This window comes from Bacteroides sp. 1001302B_160321_D4 (assembly GCF_015667765.1).
Lineage (GTDB): Bacteria > Bacteroidota > Bacteroidia > Bacteroidales > Bacteroidaceae > Bacteroides > Bacteroides xylanisolvens.
Genome location: NZ_JADPLO010000022.1, coordinates 53,264 through 75,383 on the forward strand (window position 1 = coordinate 53,264; position 22,120 = coordinate 75,383).

A 22,120-nucleotide genomic window follows, 5' to 3' on the forward strand; every position below is an offset into this window, starting at 1 on the left:
TCTTTTTTAATCCCCTAAATATAGTGACGCTATCCTATCATGATAGTGACGCTATTCCTATTGTATAGTGTCGCTATGTCTGGAGGATAGTGACGCTATTTTGAAGGCAAAAAAATAAGGCAGCTTTTTATCGGCTGCCTTTATCTTTCTGCGGTTATATACTTTCTTTGACTGGTGCACTCGTTTGTGACAAATAGGGTGCCCGTACATCTCAATTTCTGCCTCACGGCTAGCTTTACGATTCGCTTTAATGTAATCGTCTTGTGTAATTCGCTTTTTCATAATGAAATTATTTATCTGTGCAAAGATACAATATATTCTTCATTTAGTGGAGTATTTGGCACTCTTTTCATGTCATAGATTCCCTTCTGACAATAGAAATGAAAAAGATACTTTTATTTCCTATTACGCTCGGTTTGCATTATCTTTGCATACATTAATCAAATGAAACCGGAAAATAATATGGAAAATTTCAGTGAATTAATAAAGAACCGTCGTAGTATGCGGAAGTTCACCGATGAAGAGTTGACACAAGATCAGGTAGTTACGTTGATGAAAGCAGCTTTGATGTCTCCTTCTTCCAAACGTAGTAATAGTTGGCAGTTTGTAGTGATTGATGATAAAGAGGTATTGAAAGAATTGTCTCATTGTAAGGAACAGGCTTCTTCATTCATTGCCGACGCTGCTTTGGCAATTGTGGTAATGGCCGATCCGTTGGCCAGTGATGTTTGGATTGAAGATGCTTCTATTGCTTCTATCATGATACAGTTGCAGGCCGAAGATCTCGGCTTGGGAAGCTGCTGGGTGCAGGTCCGCGAACGTTTCACTGCTACCGGAATGCCTTCCGATGAATTTGTTCATGGAATCCTGGGCATTCCTCTGCAACTTCAAATTCTTTCCGTTATTGCTATCGGACATAAAGGGATGGAACGTAAACCTTTCAACGAAGAACATCTTCAATGGGAGAAAATTCACATAAATAAATTCGGAGGAAAATAAATATGGGAGCTGCTAAAGCGAGTAACAGCAAAGATACTTATTTGGCTACTGCTGTTACCTTTATCGTTATCGGAGCACTTTATCTGATTGATAAACTGATTCATTTCTCTACTATTGGACTACCTTGGGTGATGAATAAAGACAATATGTTATTGTATGCTTCGATCTGTTTTCTTATTTTCAAACGCGATAAATCAATTGGTTTTGTGTTACTTGGTCTTTGGCTGGTGATGAATATCAGTCTGGTAATATCATTGCTGGGTTCGTTATCCGGGTATCTGCTGCCATTGACTTTGCTCATTGTCGGCATCATTTTATTCTGGTTTGCAAAACGGTAAGGAAATAATGAAGAGAAGTATAGAAGATACACCGATTGTGTTTATTGGCGCAGGTAACCTGGCTACTAATCTGGCGAAGGCTCTCTATCATAAAGGCTTCCGTATTGTGCAGGTATATAGCCGGACCATGGAATCTGCTCGTACTTTAGCCGAGAAAGTTGAAGCTGAATATACAACAGATTTACAGGAAATCTCCAAAGATGCTAAATTGTATATCGTATCTTTGAAGGATGCCGCTTTAGTAGATTTGTTGCCGCAGATAACAGAAGGAAAACAGAATTCTTTGTTGGTGCATACCGCGGGAAGTATCCCGATGAGTATTTGGGAAGGGTATGCAGAACGGTATGGAGTATTTTATCCGATGCAGACATTCAGCAAACAACGTGAAGTCAATTTTCAGGAAGTGCCTTTCTTTGTTGAAGCGAAACGACCGGAAGATGTAGAGTTCTTGAAAGCTGTTGCCGCCACTCTTTCGGAGAAAGTTTACGAAGCTTCTTCCGAGCAGCGTAAAAGCCTTCATTTGGCTGCTGTTTTTATCTGCAACTTCACAAATCACATGTATGCATTAGCTGCTGACTTGCTTGAAAAATACAACTTGCCTTTCGATGTCATGCTTCCGCTGATAGACGAAACGGCACGTAAAGTACACGAGCTGGCACCACGTGATGCACAGACCGGACCCGCTGTTCGTTACGATGAGAATGTGATGAACAATCATCTTGCCATGTTGGTAGATTCTCCGGCATTGCAGGAAATATATAAACTAATGAGCAAAAGTATCCATGAGCACCATCAACTATGATTTATCCCGTATCAAGGCTTTAGCTTTTGATGTAGACGGAGTATTGAGTTCGACAACCGTACCTTTGCATCCTTCCGGAGAGCCGATGCGTACTGTGAATATCAAAGATGGGTACGCTATCCAGTTGGCTGTGAAAAAAGGACTTCACATAGCCATCATCACCGGTGGCCGTACAGAAGCAGTGCGTATCCGTTTTGAAGGACTGGGCGTGAAGGATCTGTATATGGGATCCGCCGTCAAGATACACGACTATCGTGATTTTCGTGATAAATACGGACTGACCGATGATGAAATTCTCTATATGGGCGATGATGTTCCGGATATTGAAGTGATGCGTGAATGTGGACTTCCATGTTGTCCGAAAGATGCCGTGCCGGAAGTGAAATCCGTAGCAAAGTATATCTCTTATGCAGACGGCGGACGTGGCTGCGGACGTGATGTAGTGGAGCAAGTACTGAAAGCTCATGGTCTGTGGATGGCAGAAGATGCTTTCGGCTGGTGAAATCAACTGGTGACATCAATAAAAAGTATTTTCAACCATAAACCATAAATTATAAATCATAAATCGAATCATGCTTGATAATTTAAAGAAATATCAGATTATACTAGCCTCCAATTCTCCCCGTCGGAAAGAATTGATGTCAGGCTTGGGAGTGGACTATGTAGTCAGAACATTGCCGGATGTAGACGAGTCATATCCAGATACATTGGTTGGTGCTGAAATACCCGAATATATTGCTCGTGAAAAAGCAGATGCCTACCGTACCATGATGCAGCCGGGAGAATTATTGATTACAGCAGATACCATTGTCTGGATGGATGGAAAAGTACTTGGAAAACCGGAAGGTAGGGAAGGAGCCATTGAAATGCTTCGTGCTCTTTCGGGAAAGTCTCATCAAGTTTTCACAGGTGTTTGCTTGACTACTACCGAATGGCAAAAAAGCTTTACCGCTTCTTCCGAAGTATTGTTTGATGTCTTGTCAGAAGATGAAATCCAGTATTATGTCGACCTCTATCAGCCGATGGATAAGGCAGGAGCCTATGGTGTCCAGGAATGGATCGGGTATATCGGTGTGAAATCAATTTCAGGTAGCTTCTATAATATTATGGGACTTCCCATACAGAAGTTGTATGGAGAGTTGAAAAAGTTATAGTAAGGATCCTGAATCTATCTGAATATTTCTACTTACCCCAATAATATGAGAAGGCTGCCTCAAAATAGAAAATGAGGCAGCCTTTTTCTGTATTCTTAAGCAGGGACATTTGCTGAATATCCCGAATTGAAAGATGCAGGAGACTATAATAAATCCAACATCAGAGGAATGTCCTCTTCTCGAATCCCTTGTGTGAGAAGGGATTCTTCATCTTTGTGGAACATCTCCAAGAATCTTTCCCGGTTCCCACTAGCTGTAATGGCTTTTCCGTAGAAAACGGCAGCTTTCTGAATATCTCCCATTACCCAGGCCACATGCCCTGCGTTCATATAATCAATAGCCAGCGGCTTTTGTTCAATAATCTTTTCATAATATTTCATCGCCTGTTCATATTTCTGACTGATGAACGAGCACCAACCGATGCCGCGCCATGCCTTTATACAATTGTTCTCGATGAAATCCAATTTGAAGAAATAATTCAGAGCTTCCTCATATTGTCCCAATTCAGCCAGGCAACTACCGATATAGAAAGTCACATTGGTATCTTCCGGAGCAGCTTCTTCTACCTTTTTATAATAAGTGAGTGCAGCCTGATAGTTTCTGTTTAGCCGGTAACAAATAGCCAGGTGGCGATTGTTCCAAATATTATCCGGCTTCAGCGTGTCTGCTTTCAGATAAGCCTGAATAGCTTCTGCATATTTCTTTCTTTTTTGTAATGCATAGCCAAACTTCTGATAATATTCTGCACTTTCTCCTTCGAATCCTCCAATAGACTCCAGTTCTTCATAAATTTCAATAGCCTCGTCCCAACGTTCCTTTGCCAGATAAAAATCGGCAATGGGGAATAATACATCTTCCCAATACAAGATATTGTCGAGTGCAGGAACGTGATGAAGGTCGAGTTTCTCTTTAAAAATATCTCTGAACTCACTCTTGCGTACACTAAGTTTGAAGAAACGGTACAAGTCGTGCAGGTATTGGTTACTGACCGTTCCCGGACGTTCATTGAACCTCTTCATTGTTTCAACATTCGATTTCTCTGCCAATTCTGCCACCTGCTGTTCGTTCAACTGACTCAACATCATATCTTGTTGCGACTGTGGCAATTGATGAATCGTGAAAAAGAGCGAGTACTTATCGCTGTTGCTGAAAAAGCCCGATTGAAGAATTAAATCCAGCAGACTGCCTCCCTGATTTCCCGCTTGTTTCATTGCTTTGAGTACATTGGACTGTTGCTTGCTGAATGGATAAAACCAGTTATGCACCTCGCGGAAGAACGGATAATTTTTCAATGCGGCAAAAGTGCTCATATACACATCTGCGCCCTCTAATTGCAATTCGTTCATTTCACGCAATTTATCTCCCAGGCCGGACTTCTCGAACGCATCTTCCCAATCCGGGTTCATATCATTGTTTTCTTCATCGTTTTCTTCAAAACCGAACCGCATATTTTTCATGGAGGAAACATTCTTCAGCATTTCAGGAATAATCTCTTCCCTCATCTTTTTATCAATCTTTTCCGTTTCCTGACACAATAGCATTTGGCGGTAAATACGTGCGACGTCTTCTCTGAATGAAGGTATTTCCTCCATGAGATCTACCCTTTTGATAAGTTCCGGATAAAAAGAAAGACGGCTTCTGTAGATGTGGAAGATAATCATTGTACCTACCAATGCCCGTTGGCTGACGTTGACGTTAGGGTGTTCGTAAGCATTGAGCAGCCACATTATTTTTCGTAAGTCGAAACATTCCATCAAGCTCAATGTGAGGGCACTGACAAATAAGCATAAGTCATCTCCCGGAAGTAATTCCGAGGCAAGCATAGCTTTTGCGTCTTCCTCGTCCTCGGGAGTCCATGCACTGTTTGTCCATGTTCTTATAAACATAAACTTGAGCGTATCTTCATGCCGTCTTAATACTTCATCCATCTTTTCGTCAGACAGTAATCCGCTGACTGCCAAGTCGTCATTAAATGACTCCAATATGTGTAATATTGTTTTAATACCATAGTTCGACAAGTCCGCCGATCTGGGAGTGCGGCGTACCTCATGATAATATCTTGATGAAGCGTTGTCCAACATGAGCAAACGTGATTGGTCGGCAATTCCCCAGGTGTCTGCTACCATTTTTTGATACAGATTCCACCGGTCAGGGTCGTTTGCTCCCTGTTTCATGTATTCCAGCATATATTTGTAAGAGGTCTGCAATTGTTCCAGGCGAGTGCGCAAATCCCAGTCAGGACACTGCCACAGCAAAGATTCCAACTGCATTAAGGCTTCTTTGAGCCTTTTCTCTTCAAGTAAAGTACGTATATATGCGTATTGTTCATTAATCGTTTTTTCGTTCATCATTCTTTAATTATTTATTTTTTCCAATCCAGGTCAAACGTTTCCAGAGACCTTCAAAAGGACCGTGTTTATGGTGTCGGAGCCACCACGAACAAAATACCATTTGTAATAGAACAAAAAGGATGCCAAAAAGGAAACTGTAAGTGATTCCTAAATATCGTCCAAGTTCAAATCCCCAATGATAGAACAAAAGAGAACCGAAAATAGATTGCCCGAGGTAGTTCGTTAAACTCATTTTACCATAAGATGTGAAACGCATAAAGAAACTGCGGTCTTTCACACGGTAGAAAGTCAGCAGTAATCCTGTTACCAGCAATACCATGAAGCTAAGGCTACTGAATGAACTTAATATCAATTGCAAGGGAACAAGGATGGCACTTCGTTCGATGAATTCCGGCAGCATATTGTTCAATCCGTAGATGGGGAAGAAGCAGAGAAGCGAAACGGCCAATGCCTTTAACCACAAGCGTTCGTTCTGTTCGCTGTACAGGAAATATTTGCGGCGACCGACAAGCATTCCGAATAAGAATAATCCCGGTGTCTGTAAGATACGTCCATGTTCCAGTGCCCAGGTCATATTGGCCAGTTGTCCTTCCCACATATTCATGCGGACTGTTTCGAGGAAAGTTCCGTTCTTTTGTACGTCGAAAGCAATGCTGAAATAATAACCTGCCAAACTTTTTCCTGCCACATAGTCAGGATTACACAAAGCATAAATCAATTTCACCCAGTCGATAGGTTGTAGAATTAATAAAGTAGCGAAGATGACAACCGTGCGGTCACTCATCCGGCAGAATATCGGAAGGATAATTCCTAAAATCGCATACATAGTCAATATTTCACCAGTAAAGAAAGCGGCATTGAACTGTCCTATCATGAAGAGAATGAATAATCTCCATAAAAAACGCAAGCGGAAATCTTTCCCTCTTCGTTGTTGGTTGTTGTCTTGAATGTAGAAACTGAAACCGAAGAGCAGGGCAAACACAGCGTATGCTTTGTTACTGAATGTGAAGAATAATCCTCTCCAAATAGCCTGATCGGTAAATTTCATCCATTCAAAAGGTACTTCTTCTGGGAAAGAGTAGAAATTAAAATGTTCAATACTGTGTAAGAGAATAATTCCCATTACTGCTAATCCTCTTAATACGTCGGCCACGTCTATTCGGGCGTTGGTTTCCGCGATTTTGTGTTCCATGATTTCTTCGTTTCTGTTATTTATAAGGTTGATATTCTATAATTATTTGATTCCGCTGTTTTAATACTGCTACTCCAGCCCTAATACAGGATGCTAATACTTAATACTTGATACTTAATACTTAATTGATACTTAATTTAAAACCTTACCTGCACCTGTGCCTGTATCAGATTGGAGTCTTTTTGTCCGTCTCCTTTCTTGTCGCAAAAGGTATATTGTGCTTGTAAGCGGCATCTAGGGTAGAACCAGTATTGTACGCCTGCAATATAGTTATTCTGTTTGAAATCAGCAGCTTTGTTCGGGTTGAAATAATCGAACGAAGCGATGAAATCGAAATTCCGGGCGAAGCGTACACTGCCTGTTGCATAGAAACCTTCGCTTTTCACACTCCGGTCTTTTCCGGCAAGATATTCCGTGCGTAGATTAAAGGTGGAAGTGGTGACAACCCCTCCTGCACTCCAGCGTTTCTTGGCGTAATTTTCTCCGGCTTTAATTCCGGTATATTCCGAATCTGCTATGGCATGTCCTGTTCCGCGGATAAACGAACCACCTACGGATAACCATTTCAGCGGATTAACCATCAAGTTACCGACTACATCTTTTTGACTGTTTTTGTCTTTGGTGTTCAATCCCTGTCCGTTCATTACAGCCACTTTGTATTGCAGGAAGTCGCGAAATAATTTTCCGTGAAGCATCATGCCAATATCCCGTCCGGACGTCATTCCGTAACACTTATCGCTACCGCTTACTCCCGCCAGATAACAAACCGACTGTGAATAACAATTGATGAGCTCTACTGTGGTAGGAGATAATTCATTTTCTATGGTATAGGGAACCTTGAATTCACCGATACGTGCCGTAAGTCCGGGGAGAAACTGATAATCGGTATACACTTCGAGTAACATGCCCCCATTGTAGAAGTCATACATAAAATCACAAGTCCACCGTTTGGTGATCTTTCCGTGTGCCATGAAAATAATTCGCTTGATGTCGAATGTATTGTCCGGGTTCGCTGCATCGTCATAAGTATATCCCAATTGGGCATATCCGGAGAGACTAATCCGTTCTTTCAGTGTGTTGACAACTTGATTTAGTGGTGTCTGCTCCTGTGCCAGGAGAGGATTTTGCATACCTGTAATGCATAATACAAAGGTTAAGAGTTGGAGTAGTGTTTTTCGCATGAGTTAGTTGTTATTTGATTTTGATTATGGTTGATACTGTATTATGGTTGATACTGTGGGGATATACGTTGTGTCAATCAGATTCTTTTCAGAGTAGGTTTCGGGGATTCGGTGGTTTTCTTTCAACCACTGTATAGCTTTATCTATCCCTTCAGCCGAAGGGCGTTTTGCTTTTTGATAACTAGGGAGGGCGACGAGTCCTGTCAGATTTTCCGGTACACCTATTTCTAGCAGCACTTGCTTCCATTCCTTCTGTGGATGCATTTTTATATAATCTACTCCCAGATTATAACCTGTGATGAGTAGTTCGATTTCTTTTCTTTTTTCGTTGAGCGCTTTTCGTGAGAAAGCGGTAGCCGTAAAATCAATGCCCAATTCCTGTGTACTTACCAATGAACGATGCTGGCTGTTCATGGCGATGGATGCGGCAGGGTCGGGCAGGAAAGAGGCGTCAATCTGATTGTACTGCAACATTTGCAGTCGGAGAGGAAGCTGGCCGATTTCCGGTATATTCATTTCCGAAAGATTGATTCTGGCTTTGCTTAATAACTGGTCGGTAGCATATTCGATAACTGTGTTGCGTGACACAGCTATATTCTTTTCTTTGAGTTGTTCCAGTTGGTTGATATTACTTTCTTTAGAGACAATGAAGCAGAAATAACCATCATTTTTCAAGACGAGCCCTAGATCAGCATGATGGATAGCTTGCAGCACTACTGCGCTGGGATAGTCGGTAATCATGCCATCCATTTTCCCGGTCTGGAAAGCAGCGTCCCGGTCGTTGGCAGAGTTGAATGAAAGAATAGTCAGGTTCAGCCCTAATGAATCGTAGATACCTTGTGTTTTAGCTATATGGAAAGGGAGTCCGTCCAGTGTAGGCATCATGCCCAGGGTGAGTGGTTGCAGTTCGGTTAGAGGTAAAAAAGAGCCGTCTCCTTTTTTACTCTGGCAGGAGTAAAGGAAGAGAAGGATGAACCAAAAGAGTAGTATCAGTCTTTTCATACCTCGTTTTTGTAAATAAGAGGAACTCCGTTTTTTATAAATAAGGGCAACTCTTTTCACAAAGAACTGCCCTCTTATCATTAACTATTTAAAAAATTAACTAATTATCTAGTTCTATTATTCTTGGATAGCAGCGATACCCGGAAGAACTTTTCCTTCGATTGCTTCGAGCAATGCGCCACCACCGGTTGAAACGTAAGATACACCGCTAGCCAAACCGAACTTGTTAACACAAGCTACAGAGTCGCCACCACCCACAAGTGAGAATGCGCCGTTCTTAGTTGCTTCAACGATTGCTTCACCTACTGCACGTGAGCCGTGAGTGAAGTTGTCAAATTCGAATACGCCTGTAGGACCGTTCCAAAGAATAGTCTTAGATTCTTTGATAACGTTAGCGAAGATTTCTTCAGTCTTAGGACCGATGTCAAGACCTTCCCATCCGTCAGGAATTTCGTCAACAGCACAGAATTTAGTATTTGCGTCGTTAGAGAATGCATCGGCAATCTTAGCGTCAACAGCTAATACCAGGTTTACACCTTTTTCTTTTGCTTTCTTCATCAAATCCAAAGCCAGGTCAAGTTTGTCGTCCTCACAGATAGAGATACCGATTTTACCACCCATAGCCTTAGTAAATGTATAAGTCATACCACCCGCGATGATTAAGTTGTCTACCTTGCTCAACAGGTTTTCGATGATTTCGATTTTAGAAGAAACTTTAGAACCACCCATGATAGCAGTGAACGGACGTTTGATGTCGTTCAATACTTTATCAACGGCTTTCACTTCTTTTTCCATCAGGTAACCGAACATCTTGTTGTTTACATCGAAATATTTAGCGATCAATGCTGTAGAAGCGTGTGCACGGTGAGCAGTACCAAATGCGTCGTTAACGTAGCAGTCAGCGTAAGAAGCCAATTTCTTGGTAAATTCTTTCTGGCTTTCTTTCACTGCTTTCTTGGCAGCAGCTTTTTCTTCGTCAGTTGCATCTTCAGCCAAACCTCTTGGTTTGCCTTCTTCTTCAGCGTAGAAGCGAAGATTTTCGAGCAACAGCACTTCTCCCGGTTGCAGAGCAGCAGCTTTTACAGCAGCTTCTTCGCCCATGCAGTCGTTAGCGAACTGAACTTCAACGCCCAGCAATTCAGACAGATGCTTGATGATATGTTTCAAAGAGAATTTATCGGCAACGCCTTTCGGACGGCCCAGGTGAGAGCCAATGATGATGCTTCCGCCGTCTGCCAGGATCTTCTTCAAAGTAGGAAGAGCTGCACGCATACGAGTGTCATCTGTAATGTTGAAGTTTTCGTCCAGGGGTACATTGAAGTCCACGCGAACAAATGCCTTTTTACCGGCAAAATTGAATTTGTCAATTGTCTGCATAATACTCTATTTTTATTTAAAAGTGTTTTTAAAATTCTTCTTTTAGAACGACCGCAAAGTTACTATTTATTTCGGTTCCTTGCTATTAAATCGTTATTTATTCTTGGCTTTTGGTTCCTCTTTTGTAACTTTATAGGTGTTACAGAAATATTTGCACATCATTTGCAAACCACAGGTGTCACATTTGGGAGTGCGTGCCTGACAAACATAACGACCATGCAGAATGAGCCAATGGTGGGCAATCGGTATTAGTTTTTCCGGAATATTCTTCACCAATTCTTTTTCCACACTGAACGGGGTAGTGCAACTATCCGGCACCAGTCCGATGCGATGGCTGACACGGAATACGTGTGTATCTACCGCCATGGCAGCTTTATTAAACACAACCGACTGGATGACATTGGCTGTTTTTCTTCCTACACCGGGTAGCTTTACTAAGTCTTCCAGATTGTCGGGCACCTGACTGTTGAAGTCATTCACCAGCATCTTTGCCATACCAACCAGATGTTTGGCTTTGTTGTTCGGATAGGATACGCTTCGTATATATTCGAAAATAACTTCCGGCGTAGTGGCTGCCAGCGCTTCCGGAGTCGGAAAATCTTTATACAAAGGGGGAGTGATCATATTCACCCGTTTGTCCGTACATTGTGCAGAAAGAATAACAGCGATCAGCAACTCATACGGATTGTTGTAATGCAGTTCGGTCTCGGCTACAGGTACATTGTCCTGAAACCAGGCGATTACTTTCTCATAACGTTCTTTCTTTCTCATCGTAGCTTGTTTTTATGGTAATGAGGCGTCACTTTTAGTTTGAAATAGAGGGCGGAAACTACCGTCAGGCAGGCTCCGAAAAGATAAGCCTTATCAAATGTACTAATTTCTGCGATATATCCACCGGTCAGCATACCGATACCGATTCCTACGTCCCAAGAGGTAAGATAAGTGGAAGTGGCTGTTCCCCGCTGGTTATTGGGGGCAAGGTTGACAAACAACGTATTAAATGCCGGAAACATGATTCCAAATCCGACCCCCATCAACAATGCGATACCAAAAAACAGGATATTGCAAACAGTATCATTCCATTGAATCAGATACACACAGGCTGAAAGCAGGAAGAAACTGCAAACAACCAGATATAATCCGGCTATTATTACTTGTGTTATCTTTCCGCGATCCACCAGCTTCCCCGAAAAGATGCGGGAGATTGCCATGCCGACAGCCATAAAGGTAAAGAAGAATCCGGTTTGCGTGTTCAATCCTATTTGGCGGGCATACATGGCGACATAGTTGGTTGTCATTCCGTAAGGGATGGAAAGTAACAATAGGCTAAATCCGGCTGGCAGTCCTTTCATCAAAATAAAACGGTCGAGTGAAATCGGTTCCCGTTTCACAGGAGGTTTATAGGGCGTTTTCACCAGACTGGCACATAGAAAACCCAAAATGCAGGAACCGAATGCGTAACAGAAGATCGTAGCAAAAGAGACTCCTGCATCGTGCAGAAACAGTCCGAACATCGGCCCGATGGACATAGCTGTATTGTTGGTAAGCCCGTAATAGCCTAAACCTTCTCCACGGCGGGAAGATGGCATAATGTCTATCACTACCGTGTTTCCTCCTACTGTAACCATTCCGAAAGAGATGCCATGAATGATTCGGAATATAATAAATAAGGTAAGGGAGCCGGCTATCAGGTATCCCCCGAACATCATCATAAAGATGAAGTAAGCAAACAGATAAAGAGGTTTGCGGGCAAACGTGTCGAGCAGATAACCGGAAAATGGACGGATGCAGAGAGCGGCTACCGTATAGCAGGAAAGTACAATGCCAATAGTGGAATTTCCAGTTTGGAAGAATTCGGATAAATAGAACGGCAAAACAGGAATCAACAACCAAAAGCCGAAGTAGAGCAGGAAGTTGGCTGCCAAGATGAAACAATAACTGGGAGTAATGAGTCTATCCTTTGCCATGGGAATTATTTACGATTAGACGATTTACTATTTACGATTGGGAGTGCCCATTCGGATAGTGAATATATAGAGTGATTGAAAATTTACGATTTACGAGAGACGCTACCATCAATCGTAAATCGTAAATTGTCCAATCGTAAATTAATATGCCGCTTCGAATTCTTTCAGGAAGCGAGTATCATTTTCAGAGAACATACGGAGGTCTTTCACCTGATATTTCAGGTTTGTGATACGCTCGATACCCATACCGAGAGCATAACCGCTGTATACTTTGCTGTCTATACCGTTAGATTCAAGTACGTTCGGGTCTACCATACCGCAACCGAGGATTTCTACCCAGCCGGTGTGTTTACAGAACGGACAACCTTTACCGCCGCAGATATTACAGCTGATGTCCATTTCCGCACTAGGTTCAGTGAACGGGAAGTAAGACGGACGCAGACGAATCTTTGTATCAGCGCCGAACATTTCTTTAGCGAAAAGCAACAATACTTGTTTCAAGTCGGTGAACGATACGTTTTTGTCTACATACAACGCTTCTACCTGATGGAAGAAACAGTGTGCGCGATAGCTGATTGCTTCGTTACGATACACACGTCCCGGGCAGATGATGCGGATAGGAGGTTGTGAAGTTTCCATCACACGGGTCTGTACGGAAGAAGTATGCGTACGCAATACTACGTCCGGGTGAGCTTCAATAAAGAAAGTGTCCTGCATATCGCGTGCCGGATGATCTTCGGCAAAGTTCAGTGCCGAGAATACATGCCAGTCATCTTCAATTTCCGGACCTTCGGCGATGCTGAATCCCAGGCGGGCAAAGATATCGATGATTTCGTTCTTTACAATGGTGAGCGGGTGGCGTGTACCAAGTTCCACGGGATAAGCCGAACGCGTTAAATCCAATCCGTCACAATCATTGTCCTGACTTTCAAACAATTCTTTCAGCGCGTTGATTTTGTCCTGCGCTTTTGTTTTCAGTTCATTCAGTCTCATGCCGACTTCTTTTTTCTGATCGGCAGCTACATTACGGAAATCTGCCATTAAGTCGTTAATGGCTCCCTTCTTACTTAGGTATTTGATGCGGAGAGCTTCGAGTTCTTCGGCATTGGAGGCGTGTAAGGCTTCCACCTCTTTCAGAAGTTGTTCAATCTTAGCTATCATATTTTCGATGTATTGTTATTCAGTTTCTTAGTAAAAACCGTGCAAAGATATAATTTTATCACGAACCATCGAAATAATTTGTATCTTTGTTGCCGATATGTACCGAAAATCCGGCAACTTATGAAAAAGATTGTTTTCTGTCTTCTGCTTTTAACCTTTTCTTTTCGCCTGGCGGCCCAGATTGACTATTTGGAGCCGGTGAAAACTTTTTCTTCTTATACAGGCGAGTTAGGCGAATATTACCGTAGTGTGTTTTCTTTACTTAATACAGGCTTCCAGAAACAGCCATACGCGCGTTTCGCAGCTATTCCTTCCTTTTCGCCGGTGTATGCAATGTCGGTAGAAAGGAAAAACGGGCGTTATACGCTGATTTCGAATACACTATCCCGTACCTATTGGCAAGCGGAGAAGGGGACAGTGACGGTGGATACTAAATCGGTTGTCATCAGTGCTTCCCTGTATCAGTCTTTAGGGGCCATCTTTCGTTTGGTGACAGAGCAGGTGCAGGATCTGGATGGTTCTACGGCTGGTTTAGATGGAATTGTCTATTACTTTTCTTCTACGGACGCAAAAGGCAAAGAACGGATGGGACGAAAATGGTCGCCGGAAAAAGGAACGTTGATGGAACGTCTTGTATTGGTTTGTCAGTCGGCATATATGTTATCCCGGGGAGAGAATATTTTGGAACAGACATTGGCGGAAGAGGCTGCTTCTCTATTGAAAGCATTGCAACAGCGTAGTAAGGAAGAACCGGATGCTTATAAACAACCGATGTATGTTGGAATTTATCCGGTAGGTCCCCGTGCAAAGACGCTTTCCGGAAGGCAGGTGGAAGAACCTGCTCATTTCTCTGCGATGAGTCCGGAAGAATATATTGCCAATGAAATGGTTTATCCGGCAGGACTTTTAGAGAAGAATGTTTCGGGTTATGCTTTATGTGAGTTTACTATTGATAAGGAAGGGGTTATCCTTCGTCCTCATATTCTACGTTCCACTCATCCGGAATTTGCAGAGGAGGCTCTCCGCATTGTTAAAGGGATGCCGAAATGGTCCCCTACATTGGCGGGAGGAAAGCCGGCGGATAGTAATTATACTCTTTATATTCCTTTCCGTCCGCAACTTTATCGGAATAAATAAGCAACTTTGCATCCAAAGTCCGATTAATAAAAAAGAGATATTGCATTTATAACTTGAACTTAGGCAGCCTCTCTCTAATAAATAAAAAAATAAATTTGCTGTCATCTGTCACAGATTGCAACTTAACTGTTTGATTATGAAAAGTAAATGGCGTGACAGCAACGTGGTGACAGCACTGTGACGGCAATAGTGCTGTCACTGCAAAGCCAAGGAGAAATAAACGCACTACAAAGGTGTGATAGAGGTGCATACCCGAATCAAGTAAAAATCACAGATGAAGTTTCATTGCCTAAATAGTATTAACTACAGGCAGATAGGCTATTCTATTTATTACCCTTGTACTTACGGGGTGGGATCTGCCTTGTGACTGATAGTTTCAAGCCTTGAAACTATTTGTTCTGCGGCTTGAAACTATAGTTTCGTAGGCTTGAAACTTTTGTTTCTCTTGCTTAGAACTATTAGTTTCTTACTGATGAAACTATAGTTTCTCACCGATGGAACTGTAGTTTCTCGCCGATGAAACAACCTTTACTCTATAATAGCCTGATTATGTTGGAGTACATTTGTAAGCACTCATTGTATGGCTCTTGTTTATCCTATCAGTCAGTTTTACCTTTGCACAGAACTTAAAATTTTATTCTTATGGACTCTACTGATTGTTTTTTAGAGATTCTTTCTGCTTATCAGTCATCCGACAGTGGTTGCCAAGTCTCTCTTTTGGAGTATTGCCATCGTTTTGGCGTTGATTATTATAAATTCCTTGGCTGGTATCGTCATTACAAGTGTCAATTAACTAACCCCACTTCCCCTTCCGGTATGCAGCTGACTCCTATTCATGTGAACGGTTCCCCCTCCGGTCATTCACGTTGTACATTATCTCCCAAATCTGTCAAATCGGACAACTTTGAGATTGTTTCGTTTCGTCTAAAACTGGGCAACGGAGTTGAGATCCGAAAATGTAACACTAATCTTGAGAGCATAACAGCTCTGCTTCAAAACCTGGGAACATTATGTTAGGGCTGAATCCCAGCATGCGCTTCTACCTGTGCGAAGGTCCGGTAGATATGCGAAAAGGTATTTTCACCCTTGCCGAACTGGTACGCAAGATTATGGGCAAAGAGCCCTCCACAGGGGACATTTTCATCTTTTTGAGTAAGGACCGGCGGAACATCAAAATCCTTCATCATGATACAGGGGGATACGTGCTTTATTGGAAGAAGCTGGACAAAGACCGTTTCCTCCTGCCTGTTTTCTGCAAGGCCAGTCATCGTTATGAAATCGGTTGGGAGAAACTCGTGGTTCTGCTCCAGGGTACTGTCCGCAAAGAATTACTCGTAGGGTAGTACGAGGTTACAGAAGAATCGATTGTATGCGGTTATATATCTGACTATCAATATATTAATATATTAAAAGTCTTGCATAAGTCAGTTTTTTTTTGTATATTTGCGACATGGAAGACAAGGAAACGATCAACATATTAATCGCCCAGCTACTGTCAAAGGATGATGAGATCCTGCGGCTTCGAAACCTGCTTGACGACTTGCAGCGTGAACAGCAGTCGGGTAATATGCAGATCCTGTCTAAACTTGACAGGGCACTTGAGGAACTGAAAAGCATGAGACATGACAACAAGGCGCTTTCCAACCGTCTTTCTCGGACCCTTGAGGCCAAGTCAGCCGCAGAAGAGAAAATACAGGAGCTTTCCAGTGCCCTTGAAGCGCTCGAGAATACGCGTGCTGATGAGCTTTATGAGATTGCCAGACAGAAACGGCAGTTATACGGGCGTAAATCCGAGAAGAAATCTTCCTTGTCCGCAACGAAGCAAAAAGACCTCAAAGAGGATAAGGATGATTTTGACGGCTCCGCTCCTTCGGCTCCGGTTGAAGACTTGGAGCAGAAAGCTGCGGAATCAGCCTCTTCTGAGGCCGCTCCCCGGCCTGAATCCCCTTCCTGCCGTAAGGATTATGGCAAGCAGTCCACCGGTGCGGAGAATGTGGTGGTACATTACTGTGATGAATCGGATATCCCTTCGGGTGCACGCAAGATAGGCATGCGTGAATGGATTCAATACTCGATTCAACATCAAGTGGTCAAACATGTATTCAAACTTGTACGGCTGGTGGATACACAGGGAAACATCTCAAACTATTATCAGCCTACAGACAAAAATGATACCCGCAGACCGTTTGAGAACGTCCTTGAAGGATATCCTGTGGATTTTGAACTGATGGCCCGCATTTTGGTTGACAAATACCAGTACGGTTTGTCTCTTGAACGGGTCGTAGACCGTCTCAAGGATGCCGGTGCACGTTTCAACACCTCTACCGTTTTGGCCTGGATAAAGAGGCACATGAAGGAGTTGTGCAAGCTTGAGGAACCTTTCCGGCAGTTGCTTCTCACACCCGGAAGCATGCTGTTCAGTGATGAGACTACCGAACAAGTCAGAGTGTACAATCAGCAGAAGGGTAAGTATGAATACCGTAAACAATACATTTGGGGAATAAAGAATCCCGACCGGAAAATAGCTTATTATCTGTATGACAACGGCAGCCGTAGCATGAAGGTCGCCCAAAAGTTCTTCGCAGGCTTCCGGGGAAGTGTCACCACCGACGGCTACAATGTCTATAAAATGTTTGAACGGGAAGATTCCTCAATAACACGGTACGGATGTATGGCACACGTCAGGCGAAAGTTTGTCGATGCATTACAGACCGACCATCGGTCTGCAGATATAATCAACCTGATATCAAACCTATACTGGGTGGAGGCGGATTGCAGAATTAATCTTCTCTCCGAAGATGAACGCAGGATGGAACGTCAGAAGAGGGCAATTCCTATATTGGCAGAAATATGGCAGATGATAAAACCCGTTTTTGATCAAACACGCGGGGATACAGCCAACCTTTTTCTAAAAGCGGTCAGATATGCTGTCAATGAATGGGAAGCAGTATCACGCTATGTGCAAAATGGAAAGGCGGAAATTGATAATAATACGGCCGAGAGGATGATGAAGCCCATTTGTATGGGAAGAAAGAATTATCTGTTTTGCGGATCGGAACTAGGGGCAAAGAATGCTTCTATGTTATACTCAATTATTGAAACATGTAAGATGAATGGATTAAGGCCGGTGAAATATATAGCGGAAATTTTAACTAAATTAACGGCAGGAGAAACAAATTACATGTCACTATTACCTATCAACAATAATAAAGAATACTAATTATTGGATAAAGAGATGCTATATACTCCACTACAGAGTATAGAAAAAGGGACAGCCATACAATGAGTGCTTACAGTACATTTGATAGTATAATAACATGATTGATTTCTTCAAAAATCATTAAAACAGAAAACTTTTCTTCGTTTGTATTGTCTTATAGCCATAAACTTTTAAAACGAGAACTTATGGATGATATGATTAACAGGCATGATTCGATAGCCGAAGAAAATATCGAACCGAATGGCCGTCCGGCCAAGGACCAGTTTGAAGAATGGAGCGGTGAGGTTGCCGACCGTGCCGATGATGTATTCAAGAATGACAAGAAAGACGGTCCTATTAAAGACCGCGAGAAACGTATAAAAGAAATGGACGAAGTGATAAAAAAGGACCTTGAGTAAAGGTCCTTTTCTTTTTTTCTTTAGTTTGCCGGAGTAACGATAGGTTCTTTGATAAAAATACTCCCTATCTCAATTGTTTTGTCATCAAATACATCTAGTCTAATATTTATCGATTCCTTTTCGGAAAGACTTATGAATTTTCCTTGAATATAATACTTCTGATTATCAATAAGATTGGAGGCTTCTTCCTCATCTAAAGCCGTTATAATTCTGAAAGAAATATTATACTTTCCGGTTTTTTGAAGGCTGCTACAGGTAAAGGATATAAGATATTTATATCCTTTATTATCGGTACTTTTAACTTTATCCATAGAAGCGAATTTGACTGCTATATCAGAAAGGAAATCAGGGTTATTCTCAAGTTCCTTTTCTAACAAAGAACGCAATTCTTTTCCTGCTTTTTTTCTTTGGATGTCATTGTTGAAACAATTAGGATGTCTAGATATATATGCGTCTAAAAAAGCATTTATTTTTTCTCCATCAGCGTTCCCTTCTTCTAGCATTGCGTTTACTGCTGCTATGCTATCATTGAGGCGTATATCATAGTCTGCATTGTTTGATTGTGTTGTTTTTGAAGACTTGTTTCCGTAGCAGGAAATTAAGCATGGGATGATTAGAAGAATAGTGGCAAATTTTGTGATGTTCATGTCCAGTACACTATTAAAGTTCAAAGTTGGGAGAGAAAAAAGTGGAGCGTATCGGACTCGAACCGATCACCTTAACACTGCCAGTGTTACGCTCTAGCCAGATGAGCTAACGCCCCTTTTTTGTCTTATATGATAACGTTTGTAAACGAATCCTTTTTTGTTGCCGCAAATATAATGCATTATTCTGAAATAATTGCTATGTTTGCGGTAAATAATAGTATGAAATTAAGATATGCTGATTTATAATACAACTTTTCAAGTGGACGATGACGTTCACGACAATTTCATGATTTGGATAAAAGAGAGTTATATCCCTGAAGTACAGAAACACGGTGCGTTGAAGGCACCGCGTATTTGCCGGATATTGAGTCATCGGGAAGAAGGAAGTGCGTATTCTTTGCAATGGGAGGTAGAAAGCAGTGGGTTATTACATCGCTGGCATTTGGAACAGGGGGTGCGACTGAATGACGAACTGGTAAAAATATTTAAAGATAAAGTGATCGGATTTCCGACCTTGATGGAGGTGATAGAGTGATTCAACCGGTAAAAGAAAAGATAATCCTGGGGATTGACCCCGGTACGACAATCATGGGATACGGGGTTCTAAGGGTGAGGGGAACCAAGCCCGAAATGATTGCGATGGGGATTATCGACTTACGTAAATTTGCCAATCACTATCTGAAACTTCGTCATATCCATGAACGGGTATTGAGTATTATTGAAAGTTATCTACCGGATGAGTTGGCTATTGAAGCACCTTTCTTCGGAAAAAATGTGCAATCGATGTTGAAGTTAGGTCGTGCACAAGGGGTAGCAATGGCAGTAGCGTTGAGCCGGGATATTCCAATCACCGAATATGCCCCTTTGAAGATAAAAATGGCTATCACCGGAAACGGGCAGGCATCAAAAGAACAAGTGGCGGATATGCTGCAAAGGATGCTACGGTTCTCAAAAGATGATATGCCTACTTTTATGGATGCAACAGATGGTTTGGCAGCGGCTTATTGTCATTTCCTGCAAATGGGGCGACCGGCAATGGAAAAAGGGTATAGTAGTTGGAAGGATTTTATAGCGAAGAATCCGGATAAGGTGAAATAAAGCATTTAATTTTATGGGGGGATAGATATGGTGTGTAGCATAGGGGGAGGTTTAGAATGAAGATAGGAAATAATTATTTAGCGATATTGGGTGTGACTACAGTGACAACAGTGATGAGTTGTTCCCCAACGAAGAAGGAATATACTTCTTTTGAATTATATCCGGTTCGTACGGGAAGCCTTACAGAGATGGAATATACGCCGTTGGCAACCAAATTTTTCCTTTGGTCACCAACAGCAGAAGAGGTGCGCCTGATGCTTTATGATGCCGGAGAAGGCGGACATGCTTACGAAACAGTAAAGATGGAACTCGGTGAGAATGGAACCTGGACGACATCCGTAGATAAGGATCTGCTCGGCAAATACTATGCTTTCAATGTAAAAATCAACGATAAATGGCAGGGCGACACGCCGGGGATTAATGCTCACGCTGTAGGAGTGAACGGAAAGCGTGCAGCTATCATCGACTGGAAGACTACCAATCCGGAGGGGTGGGAGAATGACCGACGTCCTTCTCTGAAATCTCCTGCTGATATGATTATCTATGAAATGCATCATCGTGACTTCTCTGTCGACTCTACTTCGGGAATAAAAAATAAGGGCAAATACCTTGCACTGACTGAACATGGGACGGTGAATTCCGGCAATCAACCAACAGGTATCGACCATCTGGTAGAGCTGGGAGTGACACACGTGCATCTTCTTCCTTCTTCTGATTATGCTTCTATCGACGAAACAAAATTAGATGAAAATCACTATAACTGGGGATATGATCCGGCGAATTATAATGTACCGGATGGTTCTTATTCAACTGATCCTTATCAGCCTGCTGTTCGCGTGAAAGAGTTCAAACAGATGGTACAAGCGTTGCATAGAGCTGGAATACGCGTGATAATGGATGTGGTTTACAATCACACTTTTAATACACTTGAAAGTAATTTTGAACGTACCGTTCCCGGCTATTTTTACCGTCAGAAAGAGGATGGCACATTGGCAAATGGTTCAGGGTGTGGCAATGAAACAGCAAGTGAACGGTCTATGATGCGTAAGTTCATGATAGAGTCTGTTCTTTATTGGATAAAAGAATATCATATTGACGGCTTCCGCTTTGACTTGATGGGGGTGCATGATATTGAAACAATGAACGAGATTCGAAAGGCTGTCAACAAAGTCGATCCTACTATTTGTATCTATGGAGAAGGTTGGGCGGCTGAAGCTCCTCAATATCCGGCAGATTCATTGGCGATGAAAGGGAATATTTCCCAGATGCCTGGAATTGCGGTATTCTCGGACGAATTACGTGACGGGCTTTGCGGTCCTGTATGGGAGAAGGACAAAGGAGCTTTCCTTGCCGGAGTGCCGGGGGGAGAAATGAGCGTAAAATTCGGAATTGTTGGAGCTATTAAGCATCCGCAAGTACGCTGTGATTCCGTAAATTATAGTCAGAAGCCGTGGGCGGAACAGCCTACCCAGATGGTTAGCTATGTTTCCTGTCATGATGGTTTGTGTCTTGTAGACCGATTGAAGGCAAGCATGCCGGGAGCTACTCCCGAACAGTTGGTTCGACTTGATAAGCTGGCACAAACGGTAGTCTTAACTTCACAGGGAATTCCTTTTATCTATGCAGGTGAAGAAGTGATGCGTGATAAACAAGGGATAGACAATAGTTATAAGAGTCCGGATGCCATCAATGCCATTGACTGGAGACGCAAAACGACAAACGGAGATATTTTCACGTACTATAAACGACTCATTGATCTTCGTAAGTCTCATCCGGCTTTCCGTATGGGAAATGCAGAAATGGTCCGGAAGCATCTGGAGTTCCTTCCGGTTGAAGGGCAAAACCTGATTGCGTTTCGCCTCAAAGAGCATGCGAATGGAGATAGCTGGGAAGATATTATCGTAGCCTTTAATTCCCGTACGACTCCTGCACGATTGGAAATTCCTGTTGGTAAATATACGGTAGTATGTAAAGATGGAGTGATAGATGTGCGTGGATTGGGTACGCAAACCGGACCGGAGGTGATTGTTCCCGGTCAGTCTGCGTTGATTATGTACAAGTAGTTTTTTTCTGTTTACTACAATTCCGAGATACTC

23 protein-coding genes and 1 tRNA gene are annotated in these 22,120 nt (G+C 42.5%); 13 read left to right on the top strand and 11 right to left on the bottom strand.

Annotated elements, in window-relative coordinates:
- Positions 1–57: 57 nt before the first annotated feature.
- The gene (locus KFO40_RS10725; protein WP_008771321.1) at positions 58–282 is read right to left on the bottom strand and encodes a hypothetical protein; all 225 of its coding nucleotides are present in this window, start codon (positions 280–282) and stop codon (positions 58–60) included.
- A gap of 180 nt (positions 283–462) precedes the next feature.
- Here KFO40_RS10725 and KFO40_RS10730 point away from each other — a divergent pair, with 180 nt between their 5' ends.
- From KFO40_RS10730 to KFO40_RS10750, 5 genes are all read left to right on the top strand, one after another.
- Positions 463–999 carry a nitroreductase family protein gene (locus KFO40_RS10730; protein WP_008771322.1) on the top strand — a complete coding sequence of 179 codons (537 nt, stop codon included), beginning with the start codon at positions 463–465 and terminating at the stop codon, positions 997–999.
- 2 nt (positions 1,000–1,001) lie between these two features.
- Positions 1,002–1,337, top strand: a complete 336-nt coding sequence (locus tag KFO40_RS10735) for a hypothetical protein (protein WP_004314220.1) — start codon at positions 1,002–1,004, stop codon at positions 1,335–1,337.
- A gap of 7 nt (positions 1,338–1,344) precedes the next feature.
- Positions 1,345–2,139: a Rossmann-like and DUF2520 domain-containing protein gene (locus tag KFO40_RS10740; RefSeq protein WP_151923496.1), complete on the top strand. Its 795-nt coding sequence runs from the start codon at positions 1,345–1,347 to the stop codon at positions 2,137–2,139.
- Entirely contained in the window at positions 2,120–2,641 is a 522-nt protein-coding gene (locus KFO40_RS10745; protein WP_008026011.1) for a KdsC family phosphatase, read from the top strand. Before KFO40_RS10740 ends, KFO40_RS10745 begins: the two co-directional genes overlap by 20 nt.
- Before the next feature lie 70 nt (positions 2,642–2,711).
- A complete protein-coding gene (locus KFO40_RS10750) occupies positions 2,712–3,293 on the top strand; it encodes a Maf-like protein (protein WP_151923497.1) in 582 nt (193 codons plus the stop codon).
- A 143-nt stretch (positions 3,294–3,436) separates the two neighbouring features.
- On the opposite strand, the gene KFO40_RS10755 is transcribed toward KFO40_RS10750, so the two are convergent.
- The 8 genes from KFO40_RS10755 to pheS form a co-directional block, all read right to left on the bottom strand.
- Positions 3,437–5,644, bottom strand: coding sequence for a tetratricopeptide repeat protein (locus KFO40_RS10755; protein ID WP_162487394.1), 2,208 nt, complete (start codon positions 5,642–5,644; stop codon positions 3,437–3,439).
- Positions 5,645–5,651: 7 nt separating this feature from the next.
- Positions 5,652–6,836 (bottom strand): DUF418 domain-containing protein, encoded by a 1,185-nt coding sequence (locus KFO40_RS10760; RefSeq protein WP_004314226.1) that lies wholly within the window; start codon positions 6,834–6,836, stop codon positions 5,652–5,654.
- A 137-nt stretch (positions 6,837–6,973) separates the two neighbouring features.
- A complete protein-coding gene (locus tag KFO40_RS10765) occupies positions 6,974–8,017 on the bottom strand; it encodes a porin (RefSeq protein ID WP_049703497.1) in 1,044 nt (347 codons plus the stop codon).
- Between the two features lie 24 nt (positions 8,018–8,041).
- A complete protein-coding gene (locus KFO40_RS10770; RefSeq protein ID WP_151923498.1) occupies positions 8,042–9,019 on the bottom strand; it encodes an ABC transporter substrate-binding protein in 978 nt (325 codons plus the stop codon).
- Positions 9,020–9,136: 117 nt separating this feature from the next.
- On the bottom strand, positions 9,137–10,396 hold the full coding sequence (locus tag KFO40_RS10775) for a phosphoglycerate kinase (RefSeq protein WP_004300866.1): 1,260 nt from the start codon (positions 10,394–10,396) through the stop codon (positions 9,137–9,139).
- 93 nt (positions 10,397–10,489) lie between these two features.
- Positions 10,490–11,167, bottom strand: a complete 678-nt coding sequence (gene nth / locus KFO40_RS10780; protein WP_151923499.1) for an endonuclease III — start codon at positions 11,165–11,167, stop codon at positions 10,490–10,492.
- Positions 11,164–12,363, bottom strand: coding sequence for an MFS transporter (locus KFO40_RS10785; RefSeq protein WP_151923500.1), 1,200 nt, complete (start codon positions 12,361–12,363; stop codon positions 11,164–11,166). Before KFO40_RS10785 ends, nth begins: the two co-directional genes overlap by 4 nt.
- Positions 12,364–12,504: 141 nt before the next feature.
- Positions 12,505–13,524 (bottom strand): phenylalanine--tRNA ligase subunit alpha, encoded by a 1,020-nt coding sequence (gene pheS / locus KFO40_RS10790; protein ID WP_120467197.1) that lies wholly within the window; start codon positions 13,522–13,524, stop codon positions 12,505–12,507.
- A gap of 120 nt (positions 13,525–13,644) precedes the next feature.
- Here pheS and KFO40_RS10795 point away from each other — a divergent pair, with 120 nt between their 5' ends.
- From KFO40_RS10795 to KFO40_RS10815, 5 genes are all read left to right on the top strand, one after another.
- Entirely contained in the window at positions 13,645–14,661 is a 1,017-nt protein-coding gene (locus tag KFO40_RS10795; protein ID WP_211146346.1) for an energy transducer TonB, read from the top strand.
- A gap of 642 nt (positions 14,662–15,303) precedes the next feature.
- A complete protein-coding gene (locus KFO40_RS10800; RefSeq protein ID WP_008641868.1) occupies positions 15,304–15,678 on the top strand; it encodes a hypothetical protein in 375 nt (124 codons plus the stop codon).
- The gene (gene tnpB / locus KFO40_RS10805) at positions 15,672–16,004 is read left to right on the top strand and encodes an IS66 family insertion sequence element accessory protein TnpB (protein ID WP_004316244.1); all 333 of its coding nucleotides are present in this window, start codon (positions 15,672–15,674) and stop codon (positions 16,002–16,004) included. The genes KFO40_RS10800 and tnpB overlap by 7 nt, the downstream gene beginning before the upstream one ends.
- 107 nt (positions 16,005–16,111) lie before the next feature.
- Positions 16,112–17,881, top strand: coding sequence for an IS66 family transposase (gene tnpC / locus KFO40_RS10810; RefSeq protein WP_211146347.1), 1,770 nt, complete (start codon positions 16,112–16,114; stop codon positions 17,879–17,881).
- Between the two features lie 185 nt (positions 17,882–18,066).
- On the top strand, positions 18,067–18,279 hold the full coding sequence (locus KFO40_RS10815) for a hypothetical protein (protein ID WP_004312688.1): 213 nt from the start codon (positions 18,067–18,069) through the stop codon (positions 18,277–18,279).
- 20 nt (positions 18,280–18,299) lie between these two features.
- Here KFO40_RS10815 and KFO40_RS10820 read toward each other — a convergent pair whose 3' ends face one another.
- Positions 18,300–18,926 carry a hypothetical protein gene (locus tag KFO40_RS10820; RefSeq protein ID WP_008026027.1) on the bottom strand — a complete coding sequence of 209 codons (627 nt, stop codon included), beginning with the start codon at positions 18,924–18,926 and terminating at the stop codon, positions 18,300–18,302.
- A 42-nt stretch (positions 18,927–18,968) separates the two neighbouring features.
- A tRNA-Ala gene (locus KFO40_RS10825) sits at positions 18,969–19,042 on the bottom strand.
- Positions 19,043–19,158: 116 nt separating this feature from the next.
- Between KFO40_RS10825 and KFO40_RS10830 the strand changes: the two genes are divergently transcribed.
- Genes KFO40_RS10830 through pulA form a run of 3 tightly spaced genes read left to right on the top strand, consistent with a single transcriptional unit; the run spans position 19,159 to position 22,087 of the window.
- Positions 19,159–19,461 carry a DUF4286 family protein gene (locus KFO40_RS10830; protein ID WP_004312687.1) on the top strand — a complete coding sequence of 101 codons (303 nt, stop codon included), beginning with the start codon at positions 19,159–19,161 and terminating at the stop codon, positions 19,459–19,461.
- Positions 19,458–20,024 (top strand): crossover junction endodeoxyribonuclease RuvC, encoded by a 567-nt coding sequence (ruvC, locus tag KFO40_RS10835; protein ID WP_004312686.1) that lies wholly within the window; start codon positions 19,458–19,460, stop codon positions 20,022–20,024. The genes KFO40_RS10830 and ruvC overlap by 4 nt, the downstream gene beginning before the upstream one ends.
- Before the next feature lie 56 nt (positions 20,025–20,080).
- A complete protein-coding gene (gene pulA, locus KFO40_RS10840) occupies positions 20,081–22,087 on the top strand; it encodes a type I pullulanase (protein WP_117683593.1) in 2,007 nt (668 codons plus the stop codon).
- The last annotated feature ends 33 nt before the right edge of the window (positions 22,088–22,120 follow it).

Excerpts from the sequence above, each read along its gene's own strand:
- KFO40_RS10725 (WP_008771321.1), bottom strand. The coding sequence starts at position 282 with ATGAAAAAGCGAATTACACAAGACGATTACATTAAAGCGAATCGTAAA.
- KFO40_RS10730 (WP_008771322.1), top strand. The coding sequence starts at position 463 with ATGGAAAATTTCAGTGAATTAATAAAGAACCGTCGTAGTATGCGGAAG.
- KFO40_RS10735 (WP_004314220.1), top strand. The coding sequence starts at position 1,002 with ATGGGAGCTGCTAAAGCGAGTAACAGCAAAGATACTTATTTGGCTACT.
- KFO40_RS10740 (WP_151923496.1), top strand. The coding sequence starts at position 1,345 with ATGAAGAGAAGTATAGAAGATACACCGATTGTGTTTATTGGCGCAGGT.
- KFO40_RS10745 (WP_008026011.1), top strand. The coding sequence starts at position 2,120 with ATGAGCACCATCAACTATGATTTATCCCGTATCAAGGCTTTAGCTTTT.
- KFO40_RS10750 (WP_151923497.1), top strand. The coding sequence starts at position 2,712 with ATGCTTGATAATTTAAAGAAATATCAGATTATACTAGCCTCCAATTCT.
- KFO40_RS10755 (WP_162487394.1), bottom strand. The coding sequence starts at position 5,644 with ATGATGAACGAAAAAACGATTAATGAACAATACGCATATATACGTACT.
- KFO40_RS10760 (WP_004314226.1), bottom strand. The coding sequence starts at position 6,836 with ATGGAACACAAAATCGCGGAAACCAACGCCCGAATAGACGTGGCCGAC.
- KFO40_RS10765 (WP_049703497.1), bottom strand. The coding sequence starts at position 8,017 with ATGCGAAAAACACTACTCCAACTCTTAACCTTTGTATTATGCATTACA.
- KFO40_RS10770 (WP_151923498.1), bottom strand. The coding sequence starts at position 9,019 with ATGAAAAGACTGATACTACTCTTTTGGTTCATCCTTCTCTTCCTTTAC.
- KFO40_RS10775 (WP_004300866.1), bottom strand. The coding sequence starts at position 10,396 with ATGCAGACAATTGACAAATTCAATTTTGCCGGTAAAAAGGCATTTGTT.
- nth (WP_151923499.1), bottom strand. The coding sequence starts at position 11,167 with ATGAGAAAGAAAGAACGTTATGAGAAAGTAATCGCCTGGTTTCAGGAC.
- KFO40_RS10785 (WP_151923500.1), bottom strand. The coding sequence starts at position 12,363 with ATGGCAAAGGATAGACTCATTACTCCCAGTTATTGTTTCATCTTGGCA.
- pheS (WP_120467197.1), bottom strand. The coding sequence starts at position 13,524 with ATGATAGCTAAGATTGAACAACTTCTGAAAGAGGTGGAAGCCTTACAC.
- KFO40_RS10795 (WP_211146346.1), top strand. The coding sequence starts at position 13,645 with ATGAAAAAGATTGTTTTCTGTCTTCTGCTTTTAACCTTTTCTTTTCGC.
- KFO40_RS10800 (WP_008641868.1), top strand. The coding sequence starts at position 15,304 with ATGGACTCTACTGATTGTTTTTTAGAGATTCTTTCTGCTTATCAGTCA.
- tnpB (WP_004316244.1), top strand. The coding sequence starts at position 15,672 with ATGTTAGGGCTGAATCCCAGCATGCGCTTCTACCTGTGCGAAGGTCCG.
- tnpC (WP_211146347.1), top strand. The coding sequence starts at position 16,112 with ATGGAAGACAAGGAAACGATCAACATATTAATCGCCCAGCTACTGTCA.
- KFO40_RS10815 (WP_004312688.1), top strand. The coding sequence starts at position 18,067 with ATGGATGATATGATTAACAGGCATGATTCGATAGCCGAAGAAAATATC.
- KFO40_RS10820 (WP_008026027.1), bottom strand. The coding sequence starts at position 18,926 with ATGAACATCACAAAATTTGCCACTATTCTTCTAATCATCCCATGCTTA.
- KFO40_RS10830 (WP_004312687.1), top strand. The coding sequence starts at position 19,159 with ATGCTGATTTATAATACAACTTTTCAAGTGGACGATGACGTTCACGAC.
- pulA (WP_117683593.1), top strand. The coding sequence starts at position 20,081 with ATGAAGATAGGAAATAATTATTTAGCGATATTGGGTGTGACTACAGTG.